General features: G+C 59.4%; 18 protein-coding genes. 11 read left to right on the top strand and 7 right to left on the bottom strand.

The genetic code is table 11. From position 1 onward, the window contains the following. Nucleotides 1-128: 128 nt before the first annotated feature. Nucleotides 129-1,352, bottom strand: coding sequence for an MFS transporter (locus CK220_RS14130; protein ID WP_095812100.1), 1,224 nt, complete (start codon nucleotides 1,350-1,352; stop codon nucleotides 129-131). Between the two features lie 134 nt (nucleotides 1,353-1,486). After that, nucleotides 1,487-3,082, bottom strand: coding sequence for a GMC family oxidoreductase N-terminal domain-containing protein (locus tag CK220_RS14135; RefSeq protein ID WP_245429205.1), 1,596 nt, complete (start codon nucleotides 3,080-3,082; stop codon nucleotides 1,487-1,489). A 497-nt stretch (nucleotides 3,083-3,579) separates the two neighbouring features. Here CK220_RS14135 and CK220_RS14140 point away from each other — a divergent pair, with 497 nt between their 5' ends. The 8 genes from CK220_RS14140 (at nucleotide 3,580) to CK220_RS14175 (ending at nucleotide 12,385) form a co-directional block, all read left to right on the top strand. After that, nucleotides 3,580-4,224, top strand: coding sequence for a hypothetical protein (locus tag CK220_RS14140; RefSeq protein WP_245429170.1), 645 nt, complete (start codon nucleotides 3,580-3,582; stop codon nucleotides 4,222-4,224). 211 nt (nucleotides 4,225-4,435) lie between these two features. Then, on the top strand, nucleotides 4,436-5,026 hold the full coding sequence (locus CK220_RS14145) for a DUF1349 domain-containing protein (RefSeq protein ID WP_095812103.1): 591 nt from the start codon (nucleotides 4,436-4,438) through the stop codon (nucleotides 5,024-5,026). A 485-nt stretch (nucleotides 5,027-5,511) separates the two neighbouring features. Then, the gene (locus CK220_RS14150; protein ID WP_095812104.1) at nucleotides 5,512-6,390 is read left to right on the top strand and encodes a dihydrodipicolinate synthase family protein; all 879 of its coding nucleotides are present in this window, start codon (nucleotides 5,512-5,514) and stop codon (nucleotides 6,388-6,390) included. Between the two features lie 78 nt (nucleotides 6,391-6,468). Next, complete coding sequence (locus tag CK220_RS14155; RefSeq protein ID WP_095812105.1) at nucleotides 6,469-8,055, top strand: ABC transporter substrate-binding protein; 1,587 nt, start codon at nucleotides 6,469-6,471, stop codon at nucleotides 8,053-8,055. Nucleotides 8,056-8,126: 71 nt separating this feature from the next. After that, nucleotides 8,127-9,083, top strand: coding sequence for an ABC transporter permease (locus CK220_RS14160; RefSeq protein WP_245429172.1), 957 nt, complete (start codon nucleotides 8,127-8,129; stop codon nucleotides 9,081-9,083). Nucleotides 9,084-9,100: 17 nt separating this feature from the next. Then, nucleotides 9,101-9,931, top strand: a complete 831-nt coding sequence (locus CK220_RS14165; RefSeq protein WP_095812106.1) for an ABC transporter permease — start codon at nucleotides 9,101-9,103, stop codon at nucleotides 9,929-9,931. 1 nt (nucleotide 9,932) lies between these two features. After that, the gene (locus tag CK220_RS14170; RefSeq protein ID WP_245429175.1) at nucleotides 9,933-11,510 is read left to right on the top strand and encodes an ABC transporter ATP-binding protein; all 1,578 of its coding nucleotides are present in this window, start codon (nucleotides 9,933-9,935) and stop codon (nucleotides 11,508-11,510) included. Nucleotides 11,511-11,569: 59 nt separating this feature from the next. Then, nucleotides 11,570-12,385, top strand: a complete 816-nt coding sequence (locus CK220_RS14175) for an IclR family transcriptional regulator (RefSeq protein WP_245429176.1) — start codon at nucleotides 11,570-11,572, stop codon at nucleotides 12,383-12,385. 129 nt (nucleotides 12,386-12,514) lie between these two features. Here the strand turns inward: CK220_RS14175 and CK220_RS14180 are convergent, their stop codons facing one another. Next, nucleotides 12,515-13,516, bottom strand: a complete 1,002-nt coding sequence (locus CK220_RS14180; RefSeq protein WP_095812107.1) for a Gfo/Idh/MocA family oxidoreductase — start codon at nucleotides 13,514-13,516, stop codon at nucleotides 12,515-12,517. 130 nt (nucleotides 13,517-13,646) lie between these two features. Between CK220_RS14180 and CK220_RS14185 the strand changes: the two genes are divergently transcribed. Next, a complete protein-coding gene (locus tag CK220_RS14185; RefSeq protein ID WP_095812108.1) occupies nucleotides 13,647-14,468 on the top strand; it encodes a helix-turn-helix transcriptional regulator in 822 nt (273 codons plus the stop codon). A gap of 118 nt (nucleotides 14,469-14,586) precedes the next feature. Here the strand turns inward: CK220_RS14185 and hisN are convergent, their stop codons facing one another. The 3 genes from hisN to CK220_RS14200 all read right to left on the bottom strand — a co-directional run bounded on the left by hisN (nucleotide 14,587) and on the right by CK220_RS14200 (nucleotide 17,814). Then, nucleotides 14,587-15,378, bottom strand: coding sequence for a histidinol-phosphatase (gene hisN, locus CK220_RS14190; protein WP_095812232.1), 792 nt, complete (start codon nucleotides 15,376-15,378; stop codon nucleotides 14,587-14,589). A gap of 149 nt (nucleotides 15,379-15,527) precedes the next feature. After that, nucleotides 15,528-16,553, bottom strand: a complete 1,026-nt coding sequence (locus CK220_RS14195; RefSeq protein ID WP_095812109.1) for a glycoside hydrolase family 3 N-terminal domain-containing protein — start codon at nucleotides 16,551-16,553, stop codon at nucleotides 15,528-15,530. A 64-nt stretch (nucleotides 16,554-16,617) separates the two neighbouring features. Beyond that, nucleotides 16,618-17,814, bottom strand: a complete 1,197-nt coding sequence (locus CK220_RS14200; RefSeq protein ID WP_210201427.1) for a Gfo/Idh/MocA family oxidoreductase — start codon at nucleotides 17,812-17,814, stop codon at nucleotides 16,618-16,620. Between the two features lie 535 nt (nucleotides 17,815-18,349). Between CK220_RS14200 and CK220_RS14210 the strand changes: the two genes are divergently transcribed. Further along, nucleotides 18,350-19,105, top strand: a complete 756-nt coding sequence (locus CK220_RS14210; protein ID WP_095812112.1) for a DeoR/GlpR family DNA-binding transcription regulator — start codon at nucleotides 18,350-18,352, stop codon at nucleotides 19,103-19,105. Nucleotides 19,106-19,139: 34 nt separating this feature from the next. Here the strand turns inward: CK220_RS14210 and CK220_RS14215 are convergent, their stop codons facing one another. Beyond that, nucleotides 19,140-20,024, bottom strand: a complete 885-nt coding sequence (locus CK220_RS14215) for a sugar phosphate isomerase/epimerase family protein (RefSeq protein ID WP_095812113.1) — start codon at nucleotides 20,022-20,024, stop codon at nucleotides 19,140-19,142. 372 nt (nucleotides 20,025-20,396) lie between these two features. Between CK220_RS14215 and CK220_RS14220 the strand changes: the two genes are divergently transcribed. Next, nucleotides 20,397-22,199 (top strand): thiamine pyrophosphate-binding protein, encoded by a 1,803-nt coding sequence (locus tag CK220_RS14220; RefSeq protein ID WP_095812114.1) that lies wholly within the window; start codon nucleotides 20,397-20,399, stop codon nucleotides 22,197-22,199. Nucleotides 22,200-22,249 lie beyond the last annotated feature (50 nt).

Consider the following 22,249-nt stretch of genomic DNA (forward strand, 5'->3'; position numbering starts at 1 on the left):
CGTTGTTTCCAGGGGGTTACGAGGCGGTTCGCCGAAATCGATTCAAGGATCCGATCCAGCCGCTCGCCCAATGTTAAGCGGTAATGGCAGGTCGCTCGAAACAGCAGCCCTAAATGTGAGCCATTCGTTTAACTGCTGCGGTGAACAGGCCGGTCACCAGTGGCCTCATTTTCCGTTACGGAGCGCCCTGAAGCAGAGATGGCCATAAAGGCCAGCAGGATGACACAGAAGCTGCCGGCTAGCGACCAGATCTGAGCGATTAAGCCCAACAACCCAGGACCTAAGAGCAGTCCAGCGTATCCCATCGTCGTTACGATTGACATTGCCCGGGCAGCAGAAGTGCCTCCTGCACGGCCAGCGGCCGCAAAAAGGGTGGGGACGACGTTGGCAAGCCCAAGACCGCATACGGCGAGCGAGACCAGAACAATCGGAAGACTGTCAGCCATTAGGATCATTATGAGCACGGAACCCGCGCAGACTATTGCGCAACAGCGCAACATTGGCATCTGACCGATCCTATTGGCGAGGGGGTCACCGAACAGTCTTCCCGTCGCCATCATCATAGCAAAAGTAGCGAAGCCATAGGCTCCTGTGCTCTCTGCTCCGCCGGATCGTGTCACGATGAAAATAGCGCTCCAATCCATCATCCCACCTTCGGCGAGCATTGCCAGAAATGCGAGGCCACCGAGCAGGTACAGGTGGTTCTTTAATGCATTATCGAATTTGCCATCCGTCGCCTCAATGGAGTCGGCAGGATCGTCGAACCAGCCTGAATTGTTCCACCCTACGCAGGCGACAACCGCGGCTGCCGCCACACCAAGTCCCGCGACGCCAAGGCATATGGTCAAAGCGCCACCGTGGGACAGTATCTGGCCGACAACGAACGCACCGATCAAGTTTCCGAAACTGAATACGGCATGGAAAGACGACATTGCTTGCCGGCGCATACGACGCTCCAGTGTCGAGGCAGCAATATTCATTGATACGTCGAGCGTTCCGAATCCGGTACCGGCAAGAAACACAATCAGCGCCAGCCCATAGGTGCCACCGGCGTGCGGGAGGGCCAACAGCGCTGCGCCAAATGTTAAGGATCCTAACAAGCTGAGTACGCTGCTCGGGACGATCGCTGCCAAGCGCCCGATATTGGTCATCATCACGATTGCGCCCAGAGCGAAGCCAATTAGGATCAGCCCAAGTTGCGCCTTGTCCAGATCCATTTGAGCGCTGAGGACCGGAAGTGAGGACGCCCAAGCTCCGATGCCGACGCCTGCTCCCAAAAAGAAAAGGCTGCAAAAGAAACGGCTGCTTCTGATGGCTGGGGAGATCGTCGAGCTATCCTTCAGCAACGCCATTCTCACTGCTGCAGGGTTGAAATTTGAGAAACGCCGGTGATTGGAGCGAGGCCGTCACGGTTAGGGTGGGAAGGGCAACGGCCGGGCGGGCGCAGGCTAATCCTTGAGACGGGGCGGAGCAGGGTCGCACGTTACTACTTGCCATGCTGGATAAAGTGCGCGGTCCTCTCGCCGATCATAATGCAAACTGCGTTGGGGTTGCCGGAAATAAGGGTTGGCATGATTGATGCGTCGGCCACGCGGAGGCCTTCGATACCGTGAACGCGAAGCTCGGGATCAACGACTGCCATGCCGTCCTCGCCCATTCGGCAGGTGCCGGCGGGATGCAGCGCCGGATGCGCGACCTCTTGGCAGAACTTTCTCACCTGAAGTGGCGTCGCTGTCCCGGCGGACGGGATCTGCCTTGAGGCAATGTAGCGGCGGATGGCTGGCTGCTCCATGATCTCGAACGCCCCCATCGTTCCTTCAGCCACGGCATCCAGATCGTAGGTGTCGGAAAAATATCGCGGTGCAACGCGTGGATTGTCATGGGGATCGGCGCTTCTCAGCGTCACTTCCCCTCGAGACCGCGGCCTGATCTGCCCAAGATTGATGGTGCAGCCATTCCCGCCTGGGACGGCGTCGACGCCTTCCTCGATGCCGGCTCCCACCACCATAAAGTATTGCACATCCGGGATTGCTTCGCTCGTATTGCCCCACCAGAACGCACCCCCTTCGATCAGGTTCGACGAGGCGGGACCATCCTTGAAGAGGAGGTAATTCAGACCGGCAGCGGCCTTCCAGTGCGGCTTCTTGTATTTGTCGTAGCTGTGGGGGCCGTTCAACTGATAGACAAGAGATATCTCGATATGGTCCTGGAGGTTCTGCCCAACGCCCGGCAGGTCGGCAACGACAGGAATGCCATGTTCGCGCAAGGCGCCGGCGGAACCAATTCCCGACAACATCAGCAATTTCGGCGAGGCAATCGCACCCGCCGATAGGATCACTTCGCGACTGGCCATAAGCACCCATTTGCGGCCTTTTGCTACGTACTCCACACCGACGGCACGACCCTTCTCGACGATTATTCGCGTAACCGTGGAACCGGTTCGGACCTGGAGGTTAGGTCTGCGGCGGGCGGGTTTAATGAAGGCAGTGGCAGCACTGCTGCGCCGCTTGTTCTTGGCGGTGATCTGGTAAAGGCCGCAGCCGGCCTGGTCGCCTGAATTGAAGTCCGGATTATAGGGCAGGCCGGCCTGCTGGCACGCCTGCAGCCAGGCGCGTGTGAGGGGGTGGATGTGGTCGATGTCGGAAACGCCTAGCGGTCCGCCCACGGCGTGAGCCTGATTGCAGAACCGGTTGTTGTCTTCGGACCGCAGAAAGAATGGCAACACATCATCATAATTCCAGCCATCGGCGCCGAGCGCTTCCCAGCGGGCGTAGTCGGATGGGGCGCCACGAATATAGATCATGGCATTGACTGAACTGCCTCCGCCCAGCACTCGGGCCTGGACCATGGTCGGCTGCTCGCTTCGCGATTGGTTTGCGGTGGGCTCCCAGGCAATTCGTTTCAGGAGCGATCCTTGAGCAGTCTTGTAGTAGGCGCCCGGTATATGGATGTAAGGATTGAGGTCGCGCGGCCCTTCCTCCAACAGGAAGACCAAGACATCGGGATTTTCCGAAAGGCGCGAGGCAATCACGCAGCCGGTCGAGCCGCCGCCAATGACGATGTAGTCACATTTGGTTTGCATCACTTCTTCCTGCGGACGTACGCCCCAGAGAGCCGAGCCATGCGATGTCATCGGTCCGATCCTAAAAGCGGCCCCGGTTTCAGGGCCAGGACGCCTCGGTCAATGTTCGATTGACCGCGGCGAACCTCGACAATACCGAGGCGTCGGCGGCTAGTAGGCAAACATCGGGCACCGCTGACAAGTTCGCAGGATGGCGAACTTAGACGCAACATGACGCGCTGAGAAAGACGTCGCGCCTGGGCTCAGGCATGGGACGCCCCGCAGGTTTGGCCGTCCGGGCGATGGTTGGAAAGCAGATAGCGCCAGTGCCAGTATCGCGGGTATGAAGGCATTCGCAGGGCGACGCACAAGGGACGTCAGGTCACGACAAGAATCGTCACAACGCGCACTTCTTCCAACTGCCGCATTGTGGTCTGGTGTGGCGAAAGTCACCCTCAGGATGGACCAAAACCGTGCCCAACCAAACGAGAGACCTTTCGTTTGCCGACGACTTCATCTTGGCCAAACTCGTGGAGGATGTCCGCGACTATGCCGTTGAAGACGCGGTCGTTGTGAACATCAGTCCCAGCGCCATGATCACCGGGGACGAGCATCCGGCAATCGTGCCCGCCTGGAAGTCGACATGGCTGAAGGGCGGGCAAATCAAGTCCGCGGACCGAGCGGCTATCCTCAAGGTGCGAAAAGCCACCAATCTTGGCGGCTGCATGTTTCGTGGTTGGGACTGGCTCGGCAATCGCATCAAGAGCTTTCCGCGCGATACGCCGCTGTTCATTTCGTCGCAGGACGAGATCGGTACGGTGTCGACCGACCCGCTGGTCTTCACCCATGAGCGTGCCGCCCCAGGATCGCCGCAGACGTTTACCCTCAAGCTGAACCTGTGGTGGTCGCCGGGCGATACGGACTGCTTCATCCATAACGAGCACCCTTTCCTGGAAACGCATACCCAGATCCACGGCAGCGGACGCATGCAGAAGTTTCGACTGCGCGACGAAGCCACGATTTACGAAGACGTGGTTATGCCTGTCGGATATTCGCACGACCCATTTTGCCGGGTTACCGGCAAGAACCAGTGGACCTACCCCTGGCATCGCTACTACGCGGATACCGACTCAGTTTGGCTGGCCATAGAACTTCATCCCTGACAGCTGGCAAAGTCGTGCTCACTCACGAGCCTTCAAATGGCGTCGCGACCAGGGGTCGGCCGTGTCTCCGTCGGCCATTCAGGGCTGGCAATCCCGCATAGGTGCGGACTGACACGGCGTTGCCTCGGGGGGCTGGTGGCGGACTTTCGGCGTGGATGATCAGAACGGCGCCCCGCTCGGCACGAAGTATTCTAAGGGAAAGGAAGCACTGATGAAACTCGACACCTTGCTCGTTGAGGGCACGGAAAATGGCGACGCGACAATCCAGGGCGATCTGGTGCAGCTGCGTGCCAACGCAAAGACCGATTGGTTCTTCGCACCAGGCGGCAAAAGCCGGATGGCAAATGTCACGCGACTGGTGGGCGAGGTCGAAGACAAGCATTTTGCATTGTCTGCAAAGGTCTCCGTCGAATTCGCCTCCGCCTTTGACGGTGGCGCCCTCTTCATCGAGTGCGACGGCGACAACTGGGCGAAGATCGCCTTCGAGTTCTCTGCCGCGCGCAAGCCGACCATCGTCAGCGTGGTTACGCGCACGACATCCGACGATTCTGACGGCCCGGCCTATCCCGGCGACCATGTGTGGTTGCGCATCTACAGCGATGGGGAAGCAATCGCCCTCCATTTTTCGGCCGACGGCAAATATTGGAACTTCCTGCGCTGGTTCACGCTGCCTGGCATTGCAAGGCGACCCATCCGGATCGGCATGGGGGTTCAATCGCCCACGGGTGAGGGCACGACCGCTGTCTTTTCGGACATCAAACTTTCCGTCGGCAAGATCGATGATCTGCGCAACGGACAATAGTCCAGCCGGCACTCATTGACGACGCCGTCATCTGCAACGGCCCGGTTCCCTACTTCGATCTGTTCTCGAACAGTGCGCGTTATCATAGCGGCGGCGGTTGCTTTATCGGCTGGTTGATAACACGAGCGGACCCGCACATCCGGCCGCCGCGACTTCCGGTAGGAGCAAGTGGGGCGCGCGGCTTCGTTCATATCCTGGCGCGAACGGCATCGCGTCGGCAACACCGCGGGCGGTGGCCCGGACAGTGACGCCGTCTCGTTTTCCCTCGCCTGCTTCCGGTTTGGCATTCTGATGCAGAGCCCGCAAAGCGGCTCCAGGCCAACAGAAGCCGGAAGTCGCCCGCGTTCACGCCTTCCATTGAACAGAAGACCGGCGATCCGCCTCGAGGACGAGCCCGCTGCGCAAAACGCTCTTGACAAGCGAAGCACTTCACGGGATGTTCATTCAGTAATAGTGACTTTCACTGAGTGAAATAAGGATTGGCAATGACGACTGTGCTTCAAAAGGACGAGATCAAGGGGATCATCCCGCCGCTCGTCTCGACCTTCAAACCCGATGGTGATCTGGACCTTGATCTGTTCAAGGGCGAACTGAAGTTCATGGAGAGCGCGGGCATCAGCCTCGCCGTCGTCGGCGGCAGCACCGGTTCAGGTGATGAACTTTCCGCCGAAGAACTCGGCATCCTGGTGGAGGCGGCAACAACCAGCAGCAAGCTGCGAGTCATTGCCGGCATAATCACGACCACCACACGTGACGCGATAAAGCGTGGTCAAATCGCCAAGCAGAACGGCGCCTGCGCCCTCATGCTTGGACCGCCCATCTACAATACTCCGTCCGGGGATGGGCTGGACAAGTTCATCCAGGATGTTGGGGCGGCGACCTCGCTTCCCATCATTTACTACAATCATTTCTTTAACCCGCCGGCCGTCATGCAGCGCATAGCCAAGCTGCCCGAGGTCATCTGCGTGAAGGAGGTGGCGCTGGAGCCCGTGACGGAGTTGGTCCAGACCGTCGGAGACCGAGTTGTCATCGCCGCTGGTGCCGACAGCGTGAACATTGCGAGCTTCCTGTTCGGGGCAAAGGCCTCGATTTCCGGCATCAACAGCGTCATCCCGAAGCAATATGTGGAGATCCATGCCGCGCATACAGCGGGCGACTACGCGCTCGGCCGCAGGCTTACGGACAAGATCGCACCGCTCGCCCGCGAAATGACCAAGGGCGTGAATTTTCCCGCCCGCATCAAGTTCGCGATCAATGCCCAGGGCCGCAAGGTGGGTGAACCGCGCCTGCCGAATGGCAACCTGGCCAAGGAGGATCAGGAAAACATCATCAAGGCGCTCAAGCAAGCCGGACTGCTTGCCTGAGCCGGAATCGGCCGCAGCTGCCCGTCGTTGGTCGATTAGACAAGCAAACATAACAATCCAAACAGAGGGAATGTGGAAATGAGCAAGGACATCGACATCAATCGCCCTAACGCAGATCCGACGCTTGTAGGGCGGCGCGATGTATTGAAGACAGGCCTGTTTTTGGGCGCAGGTATCGTGCTTGCCGGGGCGGGGCTACGCCCGGCTCTGGCCGAGGAACCAAAGCGGGGAGGCACGCTCCGCGTCGGCCTTGGAGCTGCCGGCGCGAAATCTTCGCTCAACCCTTTTATCTCGACAGGCGATATGGATTTCGCCGTCGCCCAGTCGATCTTCGACCGGCTCACGGACTTCGACAAGGATGGTAAGCTCTATAACAAGCTGGCGGATGACTTCACTCACAACGCCGAGGGCAACGTCTGGAAGATCAAGCTCAAGAAAGGTGTGGTCTGGCATGATGGCGCGCCTTTCACGGCCAAGGACGTCGTCTACACCATCCAGTACATCCTCAATTCCGACAACAAGGCCGATGCCTACCCCAACCTGGCGCCGCTCCTGGAGCCGAAAGGGGTGCGCGCGCTCGATGCCAATACGGTCGAAGTCGAGCTGAAGCAGCCCTATGCGCTGCTGCCGCAAGTGCTGGGCAGCAAGGTCATGTTCCTCATGAAGGACGGCACGACCGACTTCGACAAGCCGATCGGGACCGGGCCCTTCAAGTTTGTGTCCTGGTCCCGCGGCCAGCGGGTGACGCTGGCGCGCAGTGATAACTATCGCACACCCGGTCAGCCATATCTCGATGGGGTCGAATTCATCGCGATCAACGACCCGACCGCCCGCATGAACGCGCTGGTGGCGAACCAGGTCGATGCCGTGGCTCAGCTCGATGGAAGTCTCGCCCGCTTGATTGAAGCAAATCCCGCACTCACCCTGCTGCGCTCCAAGAGCGGCGCCACGACCGATCAATTCATGATGACAAACCTGAAGCCATTTACTGACGTGAGGGTCCGGCAGGCATTCAGGCTGATGGTCGATCGCCAGCAGTTGCTCGACAACGCGCTGTCCGGCTATGGCAGGATCGGCAACGATCTGCATTGCATCACCGACCCGGACTATGCATCCGAACTCCCGCAGCGTGCATACGATCCGGATCAGGCCAAATCGCTGCTCAAGCAGGCGGGCTACGACAACAGCCAGTCAATCACCCTCTACACTTCCGACGCTGCTCCAGGCATGCAGGCGTCTGCCACCCTCATCGCCAACCAGGCGAAGAAAATTGGCGTGAACATCGAGCTCATGGTTGTCCCGCCGGACAGCTACTATTCCGGCCCGAACTTCAAGAAGACCCAGATGGGAAGTTCGGACTGGGGCCAGCACACCCTCGAATCCCAATTCGGCCAGGGCTATGCGCGCGGCGCCTACTGGAACGAACCGGATTGGACCAGCGACGCGTTCGACAAGTGGGTGAGCAAGGCAAGAACCACCTTCGACGCCCCCAAACGCCGCGAATATTACGTGGAGGCGCAGAAGGTCCTCTGGAACGAAGGAGCCTACATCATCTGGGGCTTCCGCGATCTCCTCGACGCCTCCAGTGCCAAGGTCAAGAACATCGTTCCCTCCACCCAGAGAAATCTTGGCTACTATCAGTTCGAAAACGTCTATCTCGGGTGAGCTGCAAGCCGCCGTGGCCGGCCAGGCCGCGGCGGTTCCGCTTCTTGAAAGTGAGACCCTTGAATAAGCCTTTGCTCCAGCTTCTGTTAACAAGAATAACCCTGGCTGTTGTCACGCTTTTTGCCGTGTCCATCGTCGTCTTCGCCGCGACCCAGTATCTGCCAGGGGATCCGGCCCGGGCTGCGCTCGGTGCCAAGGCTGATCCTTCGGCGGTTGAGGCGCTCAGGCGCCAGTTCGGCATGGACCGGCCTGCTGTCGTGCAATATTTCAGCTGGATCGAAGGCGCCCTCACTGGCGATTTCGGACGATCAATTCCCTCGGGCCGGCCGGTGTGGGAGGCGATCGGGCCAAGGGCCGTCAACACCCTGATACTGACGGTCACGTCGCTGCTTTTGCTGATACCGCTCTCATTCGTCCTTGGCATCCTTGCGGCGATCTACAAGGACAGATTGGCAGATCACCTGATATCCGTGCCGACCATCGTCACGGTTGCGTTGCCTGAGTTCGTCATTGGCACCGTGCTGATCGTGCTTTTCGCGGTCTATCTGCGTTGGCTGCCGCCGGTCTCGCTGATCAACGACAGCCTGCCTCTTTCCTCCCAATCCAGCCTGTTCATCTTGCCGGTGCTGACGCTGCTTGGCACGACACTCGCACAGGTGGTGCGCATGGTTCGGGCGGTGGCCCTCGAAGTGCTGAGCGCCGAGTACATCTACATGGTGCGGCTGCGCGGGATAAGTCCCGCGCGGGTGTTGATATGGCACGTCCTTCCCAACACCATCACGCCGACCATTCAGACTATCGCCTTGAACGCAGCCTGGCTGGCGGGAGGAGTCGTTGTGACCGAATCCGTTTTCCAACTGCCCGGAATCGGCAGCGCGCTTTCAGATGCGGTGATCAACCGTGACATGCCGACAGTGCTCGCCATTACGCTGATCATCACGGCTACCTACGTGCTCATCAACCTGGTGTCGGAAGCGCTGATCCTGCTCCTGAACCCAAGGCTGCGCGTTGCACGCGGCAATAACTGAGCCGGGGAGATTGGTCCATGTCCACCTCTGTCCTGCGCCTTACGCTGGCCAAGCCCGCGGCCCGCATCGCCCTGGTCTTGGTCCTGGTCATCGTCGCTCTTGCCTCGCTTGGACCCTATTTCAGCCCCTACGCCTTTGATGAAGTTGTCGGCGCTCCGTTCGCGCCCATAACGTACGAGCATTGGCTCGGAACAGATTTCCTCGGTCGCGACACTTTCAGCCGTTTCCTCTACGGCGGCAGGACAGTCCTGGTTGTTGCACTGTGCGCGACCGTCGCGGCCTATATCGTGGCCGTTCCCCTGGGCATCTATTCCGGGCTGCGGCGAGGACCCCTCGATGTCCTGCTGATCGCAATCTCCGATGTCATCTATGCGTTGCCGCCAGCCATCTTCCTCCTGGTGCTTCTCGCCTCGACCGGGCCCAGCCTCCCTACCGTCATAGTCGGCATCGTTATCCTGCATTCGCCTCGCATCTTCCGCATCGTGCGCTTGATTACGATGGATATCTCCAAGAACGAGTACGTGGAGGCGGCCTTCGCCCGCGGAGAAAGCTGGACGGCGATCTGTTTCCTCGACATCCTTCCCAATGTGCTGACGCCGGTCCTTGCCGACTTCGGTGTGCGGCTTTGCGGGTCGATCATTCTTTACGCCTCCCTCAGCTATCTGGGCCTGGGCCTGCCGCCGCCGGCGGCCGACTGGGGTCTGATGATCAGTGAAAACCGGATTGGCATCACGATCTCGCCATGGATCGCAATCGCGCCAGCTCTGGCAATTGCTGCCTTCTCCGTTGCCGTCAACGTGCTTGCCGACAGCTTTGCGCGCTCGGTCGGTCGGTCGAAAGAGATTTGAAATGACCGAAGCAATCCCGCTCGTTGTGCAATCCCTTTTCATGCATGATCTGAACGGCCGCGAAATCGTCGGCGACGTCTCCCTTCATGTGGAGCGGGGTGAAGTCCTGGCCATCATCGGTGAATCGGGATCTGGAAAGACGTCGGTCGCCTTGAGTTTGCTAGGCTTTGCGCGGCCGGGAATGCGTATTTCGTCCGGCAAGATTTTGATTGGCGGCACCGACATCCTCTCGGTCTCGGGGCGGCAGAAACGTGCCTTCCAGGGCGGCAAAGTATCGCTGGTTCCACAAAATCCGACCACGAGCTTCAGCCCCCGCATGTCAGTCGGCAAGCAAATGGCCGAGCTTCTTGCGGCGCACGGCCATACGGGCACCGGCATGAAGCAACTGATGCGTCAGGCGTTGCGGAGCGTCGATCTGCCAGACGATGAAAAGTTTTTTAGACGCTATCCCTTCGAGCTGAGCGGCGGTCAACTGCAACGCATCGCAATTGCCATGGCCTTCATCACGTCTCCGCAAGTCATCGTGATGGATGAGCCCACCACGGGCCTGGACGTATCCACCCAGCAGACGATCCTTGAGCTGATAGCGAGGCTGGTCAAGTCCAGCAGCGCCAGCGTGGTCTACGTCACCCATGACCTTGCGGTCGTCAACGTCGTGGCAGACAGGGTGGCCGTCATGCTTTCTGGAAGGATCGTCGAGCAAGGGGGCCGCAAGCAGGTCTTCGCAGCACCGAGCGACGACTATACGCGCATGCTGCTCGACGCTATTCCACGACTGGTAACCGATTGTCCTGCGGCGGCGCGCGAGGCCGAGGGTGCAATCGAAATCCAAAGCGTCCTGGAGGTGAAGAACCTGCGCGCGGCTCATGGTCACGTCGAGGTCGTGCACGGAGTGTCATTCTCGGTCGGCAAAGGCGAGTGCGTGGGCTTGGTCGGCGGCAGCGGCAGCGGCAAAACCACTACGGGCCGTTGCGTGACAGGTTTGCACAGCAACGCTTCGGGCAGCTTGTTATTCCAGGGGCATTTGATGCCGTTCGCCGTCTCAAGTCGCTCAAAGGCAGATTTGAGCGCCATGCAGATCGTCTTCCAAAATCCCGACCGCTCACTTAACCCCAAGGAATCGGTCGCCCAAAGTATCGCACGCACCGTTCGCCTCACAGGACTGGCTGATAGAGCACAGGTCGGCGCTGAAGTCCGGTCGCTTCTGGACCGCGTTCGATTGCCGCAAAGGGTTGTCGACCTTTATCCGGCGGACCTATCCGGAGGCGAGCGTCAACGTGTCGCGGTGGCCCGCGCGCTCGCGATGAAACCGAAGCTTCTGGTTTGTGACGAGATCACCTCGGCTCTCGACGTGTCTGTGCAGGCGGCGGTCGTCGAGCTTCTGCTCGATCTGAAAAAGGACGGCCTTGCGATGCTGTTCATAACGCATAATCTGCCACTGGTTTCGGAAATTGCGCAGTCCATCATAATCCTGAAAGATGGGAACATAGTCGAGGCGGGGAAAACCAACGAGGTCCTGCGTTCGCCACAGGATCTTTATACGAAAATGTTGTTGGGTGCCGCGCCGCGGCTCAATTGACGGCCGGGTCTTCTTGGCGCACCAAGAGGGTCCTTTGCCACGGATTCGCTGGAACGATCTTGCCAAACGACCTGTTCACCGATGAGCAGAAAAATGCCCGTTTTGACGCTGTTGACCGGGCGGTAGCCGTCTTGCGCGTTCTTGAACGGTCGGACCAGCCGATGTCGTTGTCGATGATCGCGCGCGAAGTCGGGTTGGGCCAGCCAACCACCTCGCGTTATGTCGCCAGTCTCGTCGGGCATGGGCTGATCGAGAAAGTCAACGGCAATCGCTATATCCTGGGCATTGGGCTTTATCTTCTTGGGCAGAAATCACTACATCGCAGGGACGTTAGAACCGTAGCCCATCCCTATCTCGAAATCTTGCATGAGCAATTTAACGAGACGGTCAGCTTCGCTCTATGGCTGCGCCATGAGGTCATTGTCGTGGACTGTATCGAGGCCATGCAGACGCTGCGTCAGGGAGCATCCGTCGGCGTAGTCAATCCATGGCACGCCACTTCTCTCGGCAAGTCCATTCTCGCCTGGCTTGATGCGCAGGAAGTCAACGTGCTGCTAAGGGAACCGGGGCTCCCCCGCTACACGTATAACACCCTCACCACCCTCGACCAATTGCGTGCCGAATTTCCGCTTATCCGGGAGCGGGGCTATGCTATCGACAATGAGGAGTCCGCCATAGGAGGACGCTGCATCGGTGCGCCTGTCTTCGATCAATCGGGACGCCCGCTCGGCGCCATAAGCATCAGTGGGCCAATCGCGCGCGTTACCGACGAGGATGTCCCCTCGACCGGGGGGCGCATTGCCGAGATCGCAGGGCAGATATCTCGTGCAATGGGGTATTCGGGAAAGCCATCCGATCACACCAGGCAATCCTAGGTCAGTTTTGCTACAGTCCACGCCTCAGCTCTGCAGCGTTCGGCGTTGAGTACGATTGGCGTCAAGCTGGCGCCGTCACTGGTCCGCAATACCCGGCGCAGATCGATCTCGCTTGAGAACACCCCTCGTTTACTGGCTGCCTTGAACTATGGCGGTTCGGCGCTTGGAGGCGGCCGTAGCCACAGCTTCTGCGGCGCGCAGGGCGGCGACATTGTCTGATCCTCGTGCCAGCCAGGACAGTTTTCGCTCCGGGGCGCTGACAAAGTCCTCGACTGCAGCAAGATGTGCGTCCCCGTCGCGAACCGGCACGAGTTCATTCTTGGCTCCGTGCCGACGCATAAGGGTACCCGAAGCCTTTCCATTCAGCGTACCATGGGCGATCAGTGTACCGCGATCTCCAGCCACCACCACCGTGCTTTCCAAGTCCGCGATCGCGAAGCTCTCGAATGCATGAAATAAGCTGCCATCGTCCAGCTGAAATGAATAGGAAATCTGGCTAGGGCTGCCCTCGACAAGAGTGCAAAGGGCTGAAACTTCACGCGGCTCTGCACCCGTGAGAAACCTGGCAAGGTCAATGTCGTCGACGGACATGTCGAGATAGATGTCGCCTTCGCTATCGAGATCGTCTTTTCTGCGCTTGGCTGCGGGCTTGTATGGTCCCTCGCGAGTGAGAAGCATTGATTGCACCTTGCCGATGTCACCATCCAGGATCAGTCTGCGCATGGTCTGGTGGATTGCCGATGCTCGGAACGGGTGATGTACCGCAAGCACGATGCCGGCGGTGTCGCACAGACGCACAAGCTCAGCGGCCATCTTGCTGTTTTCGGCGATCGGTCCGTCGCAGAGCACGTTCTTGCGAGCTTTCGCTGCAGCGGTGATGTAATGCGCCCGACGCCCAAGGCGTGCACTGACATAGCTGAACTCGACGTCAGGATCGCCGAGGGCATTCGACAAGTTGGTCGTCCACTGTGGAATGTCGAGGTCCTGGGCGAAATGCGCGGCATCCAGTTTTCGCCGACTGACCACCCACAAGGGAGTATGCCCTTGCGCCCTGATGCCGGCGACCATCTGCTCAGTGGCGATGGTGCCGGTGCCCATAACTGACCACCCCGTCTTGCCGTGAGTTGCCATGCCGGGCGCTCCTAATCCGGTCCAAGTATGGGCGCATTCGCACGCTGCAGCCAACTTCGCATCTCGTTGAAGTCTGCATTAAAGTGACGTACACATAGCGTCTGTTCGCGTCATCGGGGAGGCGATCGAGGTGAATCACATCGCAGGGGATACTGCCGCGCTCGCGGCGAATCTGAGGACCTTGTGCGATCGCCACGGGTCTGTCGCTGCTGTTTGTCGCAAACTAAACGTCAACCGGCAACAATTTAACAAATATTTGTCAGGCGCCCATGTGCCGTCGAGTGCCAATCTGCGCACGATCGCGAACTTCTTCGGCCTGAGCGTTCCGATCCTTTTCTCCAATCCCGAGGAATTTCGGACGCTGATCGACGGAAACTTTTTTCATGCAATGTCGACCGCCCGGCATCTGCCTGAGTTTGTAAATTTCCTTTCGAATATTGTTTTTGACAGTACCGTACAGGACTCGGAAATCTTGGGTGTTTATGATCGATATCAATTTTCTTCGATCTATAAAGGTTTCATTCTTAAGTCGGCGTTTTGCCTGTATAGGCCAAACAAGTTTTTGCAACATTACTATATCGAACGGTTTCCTAGCTTCGACAAGCCGGGGAAAACCGAATATGTCTTTAAGTACTACGGGTTTAGTTTCCCAGTTGCCGACAGGCTTTTCACAGCCGACTTCGAGGGCATTCAGAGTAATGAGATCACTTTCGGCGTCTACGCCCAGGTCAAGCGAAATGCCAAGCGGTTCATGTTCGGAATTGCCAGCGGCATCGCGGCCAATGCCTTTCGGCAACCCTACTCAACGAAGGTCGCTTTGCATTACAAGGGACCAGGCCTGCTTCAGCGCCGTCACCTCAAGGAGCTTACAGTGATCGACAGGGGTGACTCGAGCATCCCCAGGGAAGTGCTGCAGTATCTCGGGGACGGGTCCGGCATGATCCAGATGTAGTCTCGGAGCTTTCACTGCACGAGGCGGTTGTCTATGAACAGGCTATCCTCGGACTGGCACAAGGAAGGCTGAATGCGGCGTTGCTGGGCTGGTTTGGCCCGTAACATCTTCAATCAGACTACGCTCTGCCGAGAAGCCCGTTCAGCGCCAACCGATGCAGCGCGGGGGTTGCTGAGGCAAGGACCGGCCCTCCCTCTTCGGCGCGGCCACCGTCTATGCGTGTGACGACGCCGCCTGCCTTCTCGATGATCGGTATCAGGGCGACAATGTCGTAAGGCTGCAGGGACGGCTCAAGCGACAAATCAATCCGACCCGCCGCCAGCATTGCGAAGGCATAGCATTCCCCGCCATACCGGGTCATCTTTACTGCGCTGTTCAGCCGTTCGAATCCAGCCTTGAGATCACCGTGAAAATGTTCGGGCGAGTTGGTGTGGAGGATGGCGTCGGAAAGATTGTCGATGTCGCGCGTCTTGAGCGCCTTCCGCTCGCCGGCGCGTTGGCGCCATGCGCCGGTCGCGTCGGCCCAGAACCGTTCGCCGATATAGGGCTGGCTGAGCATCCCCATCTCGGCGTGGCCGCGATTGGTTAGGCCGATGAGCGTCCCCCAGACCGGAAGGCCGCAGATGAAAGGTCGCGTTCCGTCAACGGGATCGAGGACCCATCGCCAGTCGCTGCCGCCGCCAGTCTCGCCGAATTCCTCGCCGAGTACGGCGTGGTCCGGGAATTCTTTGATTATGGCGGCGCGCAATGCGATTTCAGCCTCGCGATCTGCCTCCGTCACCGGATCGAACCCGTATCCGGCCTTCACCTTTGTCTCTACGGCGAGATCGACCAGATAGCGGGGCAGGGTCTCGGCATCTGCCAAGTCAGCCAGATGGTGCAGGAAAGATGAGTCCGGGAGCTTTGACATGGGTTCCATCTCCAATTGGTCGATGCGGCCGCCGCTTGCGTCAAACGCGGATCGAGTTCGAATTTCTGGGACGCGCGCTTTGCTCTCTCTAGAACAGGCACAGGGCGATTGTATCCGGCAAAGGCATGCGCATTTGCTCGGGTGGTTCCTCAGGCCGCCTGCATGGACCGATCAGAATTCGCGGCCAGCAGACGCACTGCGCTCGCCGCACGGGCAACCACGTCTCGTTCGAGTTTGCCGGCGCGGACACTGGCGATGATACGGTTTGCCACCTCATCGACCTGGGGTCCGCCCGCCAATAGGAGAAGGTCGACGCCGGCTTTGAGCGACGCCACCGCGGCTTCCGGAACCGTGCGGCCGCGTAACGTTCCGGGCAGATCGAGATCGTCCGAGACGATCAGGCCACGGAATCTATGGGCGCCGCGAAGCATCGCGACCACCTTTGCGGAAGTCGACGATGGCTCGGTCGGATCGATCGCATCGACCGGTATGGGTCCGGTCATGATGGCGCGCACACCCGCCGCGATGGCCGCGTCGAAGCATTTCAGAGTGGGTTTGAGCTCGTCCGGCGAGGCAATGACCGTCACAGTCGCGCTGTCGTGCGGGTCAGCCGGCACATGGGGATGCCCCGGAAAGTGCTTTGCTGTTGCCGCCACGCCCTGGCTCTGAACGCCTCGAATGAATGCGGACGCGGCGCGACTGACGAGGTCGGCATCCACGGAAAAGGTGCGGTCCCGCAGCCATGGGTTGCTTCCGGTCACCAGATCGACGACGGGCGCCAGGAAGAAGTTGATACCGCAGGACCGGGCGGCGCGAGCCGCCTCCGCTCCGAAGTGCTCGATCTCGCTCTCCTTCATCTCCAGAACTTCGCGCGGATGAGGAAGTTGGGGTCCAAGCTTATGAAGGCGGTGCACCCCTCCCAGTTCGTAGTCGATTGCGATCAGCACATCGTCTGCGAGCGCCCGCGCGCGGTCGTGGTAGTCCAGGAGAAGCTGCGGCGTTTCGGATCGCTGCCTGGCCGGCGACATGCGACGCGCCACATATTCCTCGCGCGTCGATCCGAGAAGGGAAGCGACGCCGCCGGCATTGAAGAAAGACGCCGACGCGTCAGTGAACTCAACCTTGTCAAAGGCTGGTAGGAGTACTGCGTAAGCGTCGCGGGAGATGTCATCCATTTTTTCAGTCCTGATGTGTTTGGCTCTGAGAGGGCAGAGTTCAGGCATTTGACATTTGTCTGCTTCAGGAAGTTGGGAACGCAACCCACGACTTCCACGCTGAAGACTCAACGCTGACCTCGGAAAGCAGGACGCCCCTCAGCCCTTCGTAGATGTCGGAAACCGGCACCTGCAGCGCCTCTCGCCAGTTTCGGCCTGCCTCAAGCGCCGTCGCATAGTCGCTGTACAAGACGGCAAGCGCTTCGAGGTAGCCTTCGGGAGAGCCGGCTGGCAGGCTGGTGGCCTGTTTCGCGTCGGCCGAGAGGTCGCCATTTCCGCGACGATAGGTGAGGTCGCCTTGGCCAAGCCGGAATACACTGAGCGTTTCCGGCGCCTCCTGCCGCCATTCCATGGTGGCCTTGGAGCCGACGATCTTGAAGCGCAGGCCGTTGCGATGGCCCGGAGCGGCAAAGGAGGACCACAAGAGACCGTTGGCGTTGCCTTCGAATTCCAGCTGGATCAGATCAGTGTCGTCCAACCCGAAAGAGTCGACCGTTCGCATCAGATTGGCGCTGAGTGCAGTGCACCGGAGCCCGGACACAAACTCGAGGATGTTGAAAGCGTGCGTGCCGATATCCCCCAGCGCGCCCGTCGGTCCGGCTTTTACCGGGTCGCCGCGCCATATCCCGCCCTTGCCTAATTTCGACGGGTCGTTCACCAGCCATTCGAGCAGATATTCCACATGCATGAAGCGAACCTGCCCGATCTCGCCCGCGCGGATACGAGCCCGCGCGTCGCGGACCATGGGATAGCCAGTGTAGGTGTATGTCACGGCAAAGAACGTGTCGTTTGCCGCCGCTATTCGCTGAAGCTCGCGCGCCTGCTCGGACGAATGGACCAGCGGCTTTTCGCAGATGACGGGGATACCCGCCTCGAGAAACGCTTTGCACGGTTCGAAATGCAGATGGTTGGGCGTGACGATGATCGCGACTTCGATCGCATCCTCGCGAGTCGCTTCCGAGGCCGCCATATCATGGAAGCTGAGGTAGTTGCGCTCCGCAGTCACCCCAAGCGCCTCGCCGGCTTCAAGGCAGGTTTGCGGGTCGGACGAAAAGGCACCAGCCACCAGCTCGAAACGATTGGCTAGCCGCATGGCAGTTCGGTGGCGGCTTGCAAAGAATGAACCACGACCGCCTCCCACCATGCCGGCGCGAAAGCGACGTTTGCGGGGGATGTCATTCGTTAGAAGGCTCATAGGTACCCATTGCGCATTTCGGTCCACCTTCTTGACCCGGTCGGAGACGGATGTTGTACTCGTCCTATTCGACAGCGGCTGCGCTGAGGAAAAGTCCCAGGGTATCCTTCCACTCGCTAGATCGAGCGACAAGTTCGCACGGTTCCAATCTGTGACGCACAGTGACGCGATGTGCCTAGATCGCTATTCAGCGGAGCATCAAGTCCATGCTCGCATTTGACCGCCGCTCAGCCGCGATGGTATCCGCACCCCGTGAGCGATCACGACAACCCGGGTTGGTCTGGTGGATAGGATATCTCGGAGGCCTCCACGACCCGCATTCCCCCTTTCCCGACATCGGAAAAGAACGTCCAAATGCGTCAGGAATGATGACTGTGCGAAATTGCATTGGTGAGCGGCAAGTAGTGGGACTAGTCGACCACATGTACGACGAGCAGCGCTCTGGCTCGACTGGCAGCGCCGGCCAGGAAGACATTGTCGCCAGGCTCCGTTGGGAGTTATTTCCGGTAGCCATGAAGACGGAAATAGAAGCTGCCCATGATCTGCTTGGGAGGTTTGGGTGATGCTTTCGGAAGAGCGCCAGGCGATCATACTCGATAGATTGGCAGAACAGGGCAAGGTCCTGGCCAACGCGCTGGCGCTCGAATTCCGTGTGTCGGAAGACACCGTACGCCGCGATCTTCGCGATCTTGCCAAAGCCGGGTTTTGCCGCAGGGTCTACGGCGGAGCGCTCGCCAGATCATCGGCGACCGGCACGGGAGGCGGGCGGTTGAAAATCTCCGTCACCGATCTCGCGGCGCCGGCTGCTGCCGCAACCAAGCTCGTGCAGTCCGGCGCAGTGATCCTGATGGATCAAGCAGCCCTAAGCGTCGCATGCGCTACCGCTTTGCCCCGTGACATGGCCTTGACGGTTGTGACGAACGCTCCGTCTGTCGCGACGGCGTTGGCAGGGCATCGTCTAGCGCGCGTGGTTCTGTTGGGCGGCCTGTACGACCAGGACAAAGGTTGTTCTTTTGGACCCGTCTGCCTCTCGCAGTTGGAGCAGTTCCATGCCGATTTCTTCTTTGCCGCCGATTGTGCCGTAGATGCTTCCGTCGGCTTGACCGCATTCGACCTTGCCGAGGCTGAAATCAAACGCGTGATGTGTCGGCGAAGCGCCGCTCGGGTGGTTTTTGCTACCGTCGACAGGACGTCGAGGGTCGCGCCATTTCAAGTTTCGGGACCTGGAGAGATCGACCATTTGGTGGTCGGGCGCCAGCTAACTGCCGAGACCCTCCAATTGTTTAGCAAGCAGGGCACGGTGATCCACCGCGCATAGGGTGGTCCAAATCGAAGCCTCGACGACCGGCGACTTAAGGAGCTTCCACAAGATCCTGCAACAGGGTTTTGAGATCGCGAGCGACGTCGTAGCTGTTCATCTGATGCTGCTTGTTGCAGAACAGTTCGCAACTCCACCAGTCATTGTAGCCGGTGGACTTCACGGCAGCCACCCACTCTCGAAGGTTTAGGGCGCCCTTGCCTGTTTCTACATCGCGCAGCACGGGCTCGTCGGGGATTCCTCCCGCAAACGGGAGAGAGTCGCAAATGTGCACGCCGTAGATCAGATCCTTGTCCAATCGCGAGATTTGTTCGGGGCCGTCGCCTGAGGTGTAACAGTGCCAGAAGTCGACGACGAGACGTATGTTGTCGCGCGCTGCTTTCCTGATGGTGCGAAGCTGCCTGTCAAGGGTGTTGAGCGGCGTCCAGGACAGCGCTTCATGGTAGATGACCAGGTTGCGCTGGGCGGCAATGTCGGCGACCGCGGCCAGTCCAGACGCCGTGATGTCGATCTGTTCCTCTATCGGCAGGCCAACAACGCCTCGGTAGAGATCGGGTCGCCGGGTAACGCTGCTGGGATCGAGAGCCTCGAGACTGATTGGACCCGTAATGACCTGCATGCCCTTTGATCCAATCGCCGCGGCAAGGTCCGTCAACGCTTCCGCGTCTTTCAGCAGGTCCTTTCGGGCATCGCCGTAGCGTTCCACGTCAAGAAGAAATCCAATTCCTGGAATGAAAGTATCGCCGACAAGGCGCCGCAAGTCCTGGGGGCTGAAGCCAGCGTCCATGAAAGCTCGAATCTTGGCGCCGGATGCTTCCAGCCCGTCGAAACCGATCTGGTGTGCGATATCGAGGTCAAGGGCTAGCGTGCCGTATCGCGCGACGAGTGCATGCAGGACAATCTGGTTGCGCTTCGACATGGCCTCGACCGTCGTAAGTGGTTGACTTTGCCAGCAAGCAAGCCATACGCCTTGTTGAGGCGGAATTGCGCGGCAGTACGAATTCTTGCGCGATATGCAGCACTTATCGCGTTACATCGCGTCGAAAATCTCCTGGAACCCGGACGCGTACTGCGCTTGGCAGGAGCCCATTCTCGGCATATTTCGTCCATCAGCGGCCGGAAACGGACAACCTCTACTGTCGCAATTCTTCTCTGATAGCGCGTCACATTGCGTCGAATAAACCTACCCTGCGAACTTGTCGCAAGGGCCTCCATGGCTGCTTACTAAGAGCATGGACGAGGAGCATATCTCGCAACCGCCTCGTCAGCCAAAACATAAGAGGGTCGAACAATGAAACTGACCGGTGGGCAGATCGTCGCAAGAGCGCTCAAGGAATATGGCGTCGAATATGTGGCTGGCGTACCTGGACATGGCATCTGGGCCCTGTTCGATGCTTTTCTCGAGGAAGGCTCGCAACTGCCCTTTATCCAGGTCATGCATGAACAGAGCGCCGTTCATATGGCGGACGGCTATTTCCGCGCCAGCGGCAAGCCCATGGCATGTTCGACGTCGGTCGGACCTGGCGCTACCAACACGATCATTGGTCTTGCGACAGCCTACTGCGACTCGACTTCATTGTTCTATGTCTCGGGCTCGCCGCAGACCTACATGCATGGCCACGGCACCATGCAGGAGATCGAACGCCAACAGGACAACGCCTTTGCGCGCATCACTGAGCAGGTGACCAAACGCGCCTGGCAGGCGCAATCCGTCCAGGTTCTACCGACCATCATGCATCGCGCCTTCAACGAGATGCTCACCGGCCGTCCGGGCCCCGTGCATATCGAGGTGCCAATGGACGTGCAGGTCGAGGCGGCGGACGTGAGCATTCATCCGTTGGACAAGCGGCTGCCGATAGGTGTCGCCTACCCGGATCCGAGCGCGATCGAGGCTGCGGTAAAGCTTCTGTTGGAGGCCGAGCGGCCGGTCATCGTTGCCGGTGGCGGCGCCATCACGGCCAACGCTTCAAACGAATTGACGCGTTTGGCCGAGCGTCTCGGCGCGGCAGTTTCGATCACCTGGAACGGCAAGGGCGCCATCTCGGAAGATCATGAGCTCTTCATCGGCGCGGTCGGCCAGACCGGCACGACATGCGGCAACAAGATCACCGCATCCGCCGACGTCGTGATCTCGGTAGGCTGCCGCTTCACAGATTGGTCGGCGTCCTCCTACGCCAAGGGCGTTTCGTTCTCGATCCCGCCGGGCAAGCTGATCCACATCGATCTTGACCCGCGTGAGATCGGCAAAACCTATCCGACCGAGGTTGGCATTGTTTCAGACGCAAAGGTCGCTTTGGAGGCAATTCTGGCGTTGCTGTCGGAGGCCGATGCCAAGAAGGCTCTGGCGAAACGCGAGACGTTCCTGGCCGACGTCCAGAAGGCGAAGGCCGACTGGATCGCCCAGGTGTCGCCGCGCGAAAACAGCCGCGAAACGCCCTTCACATCGCAACGCCCGCTGGTCGCTTTGCGTAAGGTCCTCGACCGCAATGGTATCGTGGTTGTCGGTTCGGGTAACACCCAGGGTTCGGTGAAGCAAAGCTTCCCGGTCTACGAGCCGCGCACCCATCTGACCTCTGGCTCCTATTCACCGATGGGGTGGGCAGTGCCGGCCGCGTTGGGTGCCAAGCTTGCATGCCCAGATCGTCAGGTCGTGGCGATCGTTGGCGACGGCGACTTCATGATGTCGCTGCCCGAAATGGGCACTGCCGTGATGAACGGCATCAATGTGGTGTTTCTCGTGTTGAACAACTCGGGCTACATGTCGATCCGTGGCGGCCAGCGCAAGTTCATGGGTCGCCATATTGCTTCCGAATTTACCCATCACTCCGGCAATGGCCAGCCTTACTCTGCCGATATCACGGCCTCCGCCCGCGCATTCGGGCTCGAGGCCTGGAAAGTCGAGAAGGATGAAGATCTCGAAACCAGCTTGAAGGCAGCCTTGGAATGCGGCGGCCCGGCTCTTGTCGAGGTCATTGTCTCACGCGACGCGGCGGGACCGTTCGCGACCGGCTGGTGGGATTTCCCATCGCCGGCCTACTACGAAAAAGAACAGGCCGCATACGCCGAAATGCGCGCACGCGAGCAGCACCTATAGCAAGATTGAGGTGAGGGCAGGCTAAGCACCGCCCTCGCTAATCGCCATCT

It is taken from the genome of Mesorhizobium sp. WSM3860, assembly GCF_002294995.1.
Lineage (GTDB): Bacteria > Pseudomonadota > Alphaproteobacteria > Rhizobiales > Rhizobiaceae > Mesorhizobium.

What these genes read in the sequence shown, in the direction of transcription:
- CK220_RS14130 (WP_095812100.1), bottom strand. Translation starts at nt 1,352, where the DNA reads ATGGCGTTGCTGAAGGATAGCTCGACGATCTCCCCAGCCATCAGAAGC.
- CK220_RS14135 (WP_245429205.1), bottom strand. Translation starts at nt 3,082, where the DNA reads ATGCAAACCAAATGTGACTACATCGTCATTGGCGGCGGCTCGACCGGC.
- CK220_RS14145 (WP_095812103.1), top strand. Translation starts at nt 4,436, where the DNA reads ATGAAACTCGACACCTTGCTCGTTGAGGGCACGGAAAATGGCGACGCG.
- CK220_RS14150 (WP_095812104.1), top strand. Translation starts at nt 5,512, where the DNA reads ATGACGACTGTGCTTCAAAAGGACGAGATCAAGGGGATCATCCCGCCG.
- CK220_RS14155 (WP_095812105.1), top strand. Translation starts at nt 6,469, where the DNA reads ATGAGCAAGGACATCGACATCAATCGCCCTAACGCAGATCCGACGCTT.
- CK220_RS14165 (WP_095812106.1), top strand. Translation starts at nt 9,101, where the DNA reads ATGTCCACCTCTGTCCTGCGCCTTACGCTGGCCAAGCCCGCGGCCCGC.
- CK220_RS14170 (WP_245429175.1), top strand. Translation starts at nt 9,933, where the DNA reads ATGACCGAAGCAATCCCGCTCGTTGTGCAATCCCTTTTCATGCATGAT.
- CK220_RS14180 (WP_095812107.1), bottom strand. Translation starts at nt 13,516, where the DNA reads ATGGCAACTCACGGCAAGACGGGGTGGTCAGTTATGGGCACCGGCACC.
- hisN (WP_095812232.1), bottom strand. Translation starts at nt 15,378, where the DNA reads ATGTCAAAGCTCCCGGACTCATCTTTCCTGCACCATCTGGCTGACTTG.
- CK220_RS14195 (WP_095812109.1), bottom strand. Translation starts at nt 16,553, where the DNA reads ATGGATGACATCTCCCGCGACGCTTACGCAGTACTCCTACCAGCCTTT.
- CK220_RS14210 (WP_095812112.1), top strand. Translation starts at nt 18,350, where the DNA reads ATGCTTTCGGAAGAGCGCCAGGCGATCATACTCGATAGATTGGCAGAA.
- CK220_RS14215 (WP_095812113.1), bottom strand. Translation starts at nt 20,024, where the DNA reads ATGTCGAAGCGCAACCAGATTGTCCTGCATGCACTCGTCGCGCGATAC.
- CK220_RS14220 (WP_095812114.1), top strand. Translation starts at nt 20,397, where the DNA reads ATGAAACTGACCGGTGGGCAGATCGTCGCAAGAGCGCTCAAGGAATAT.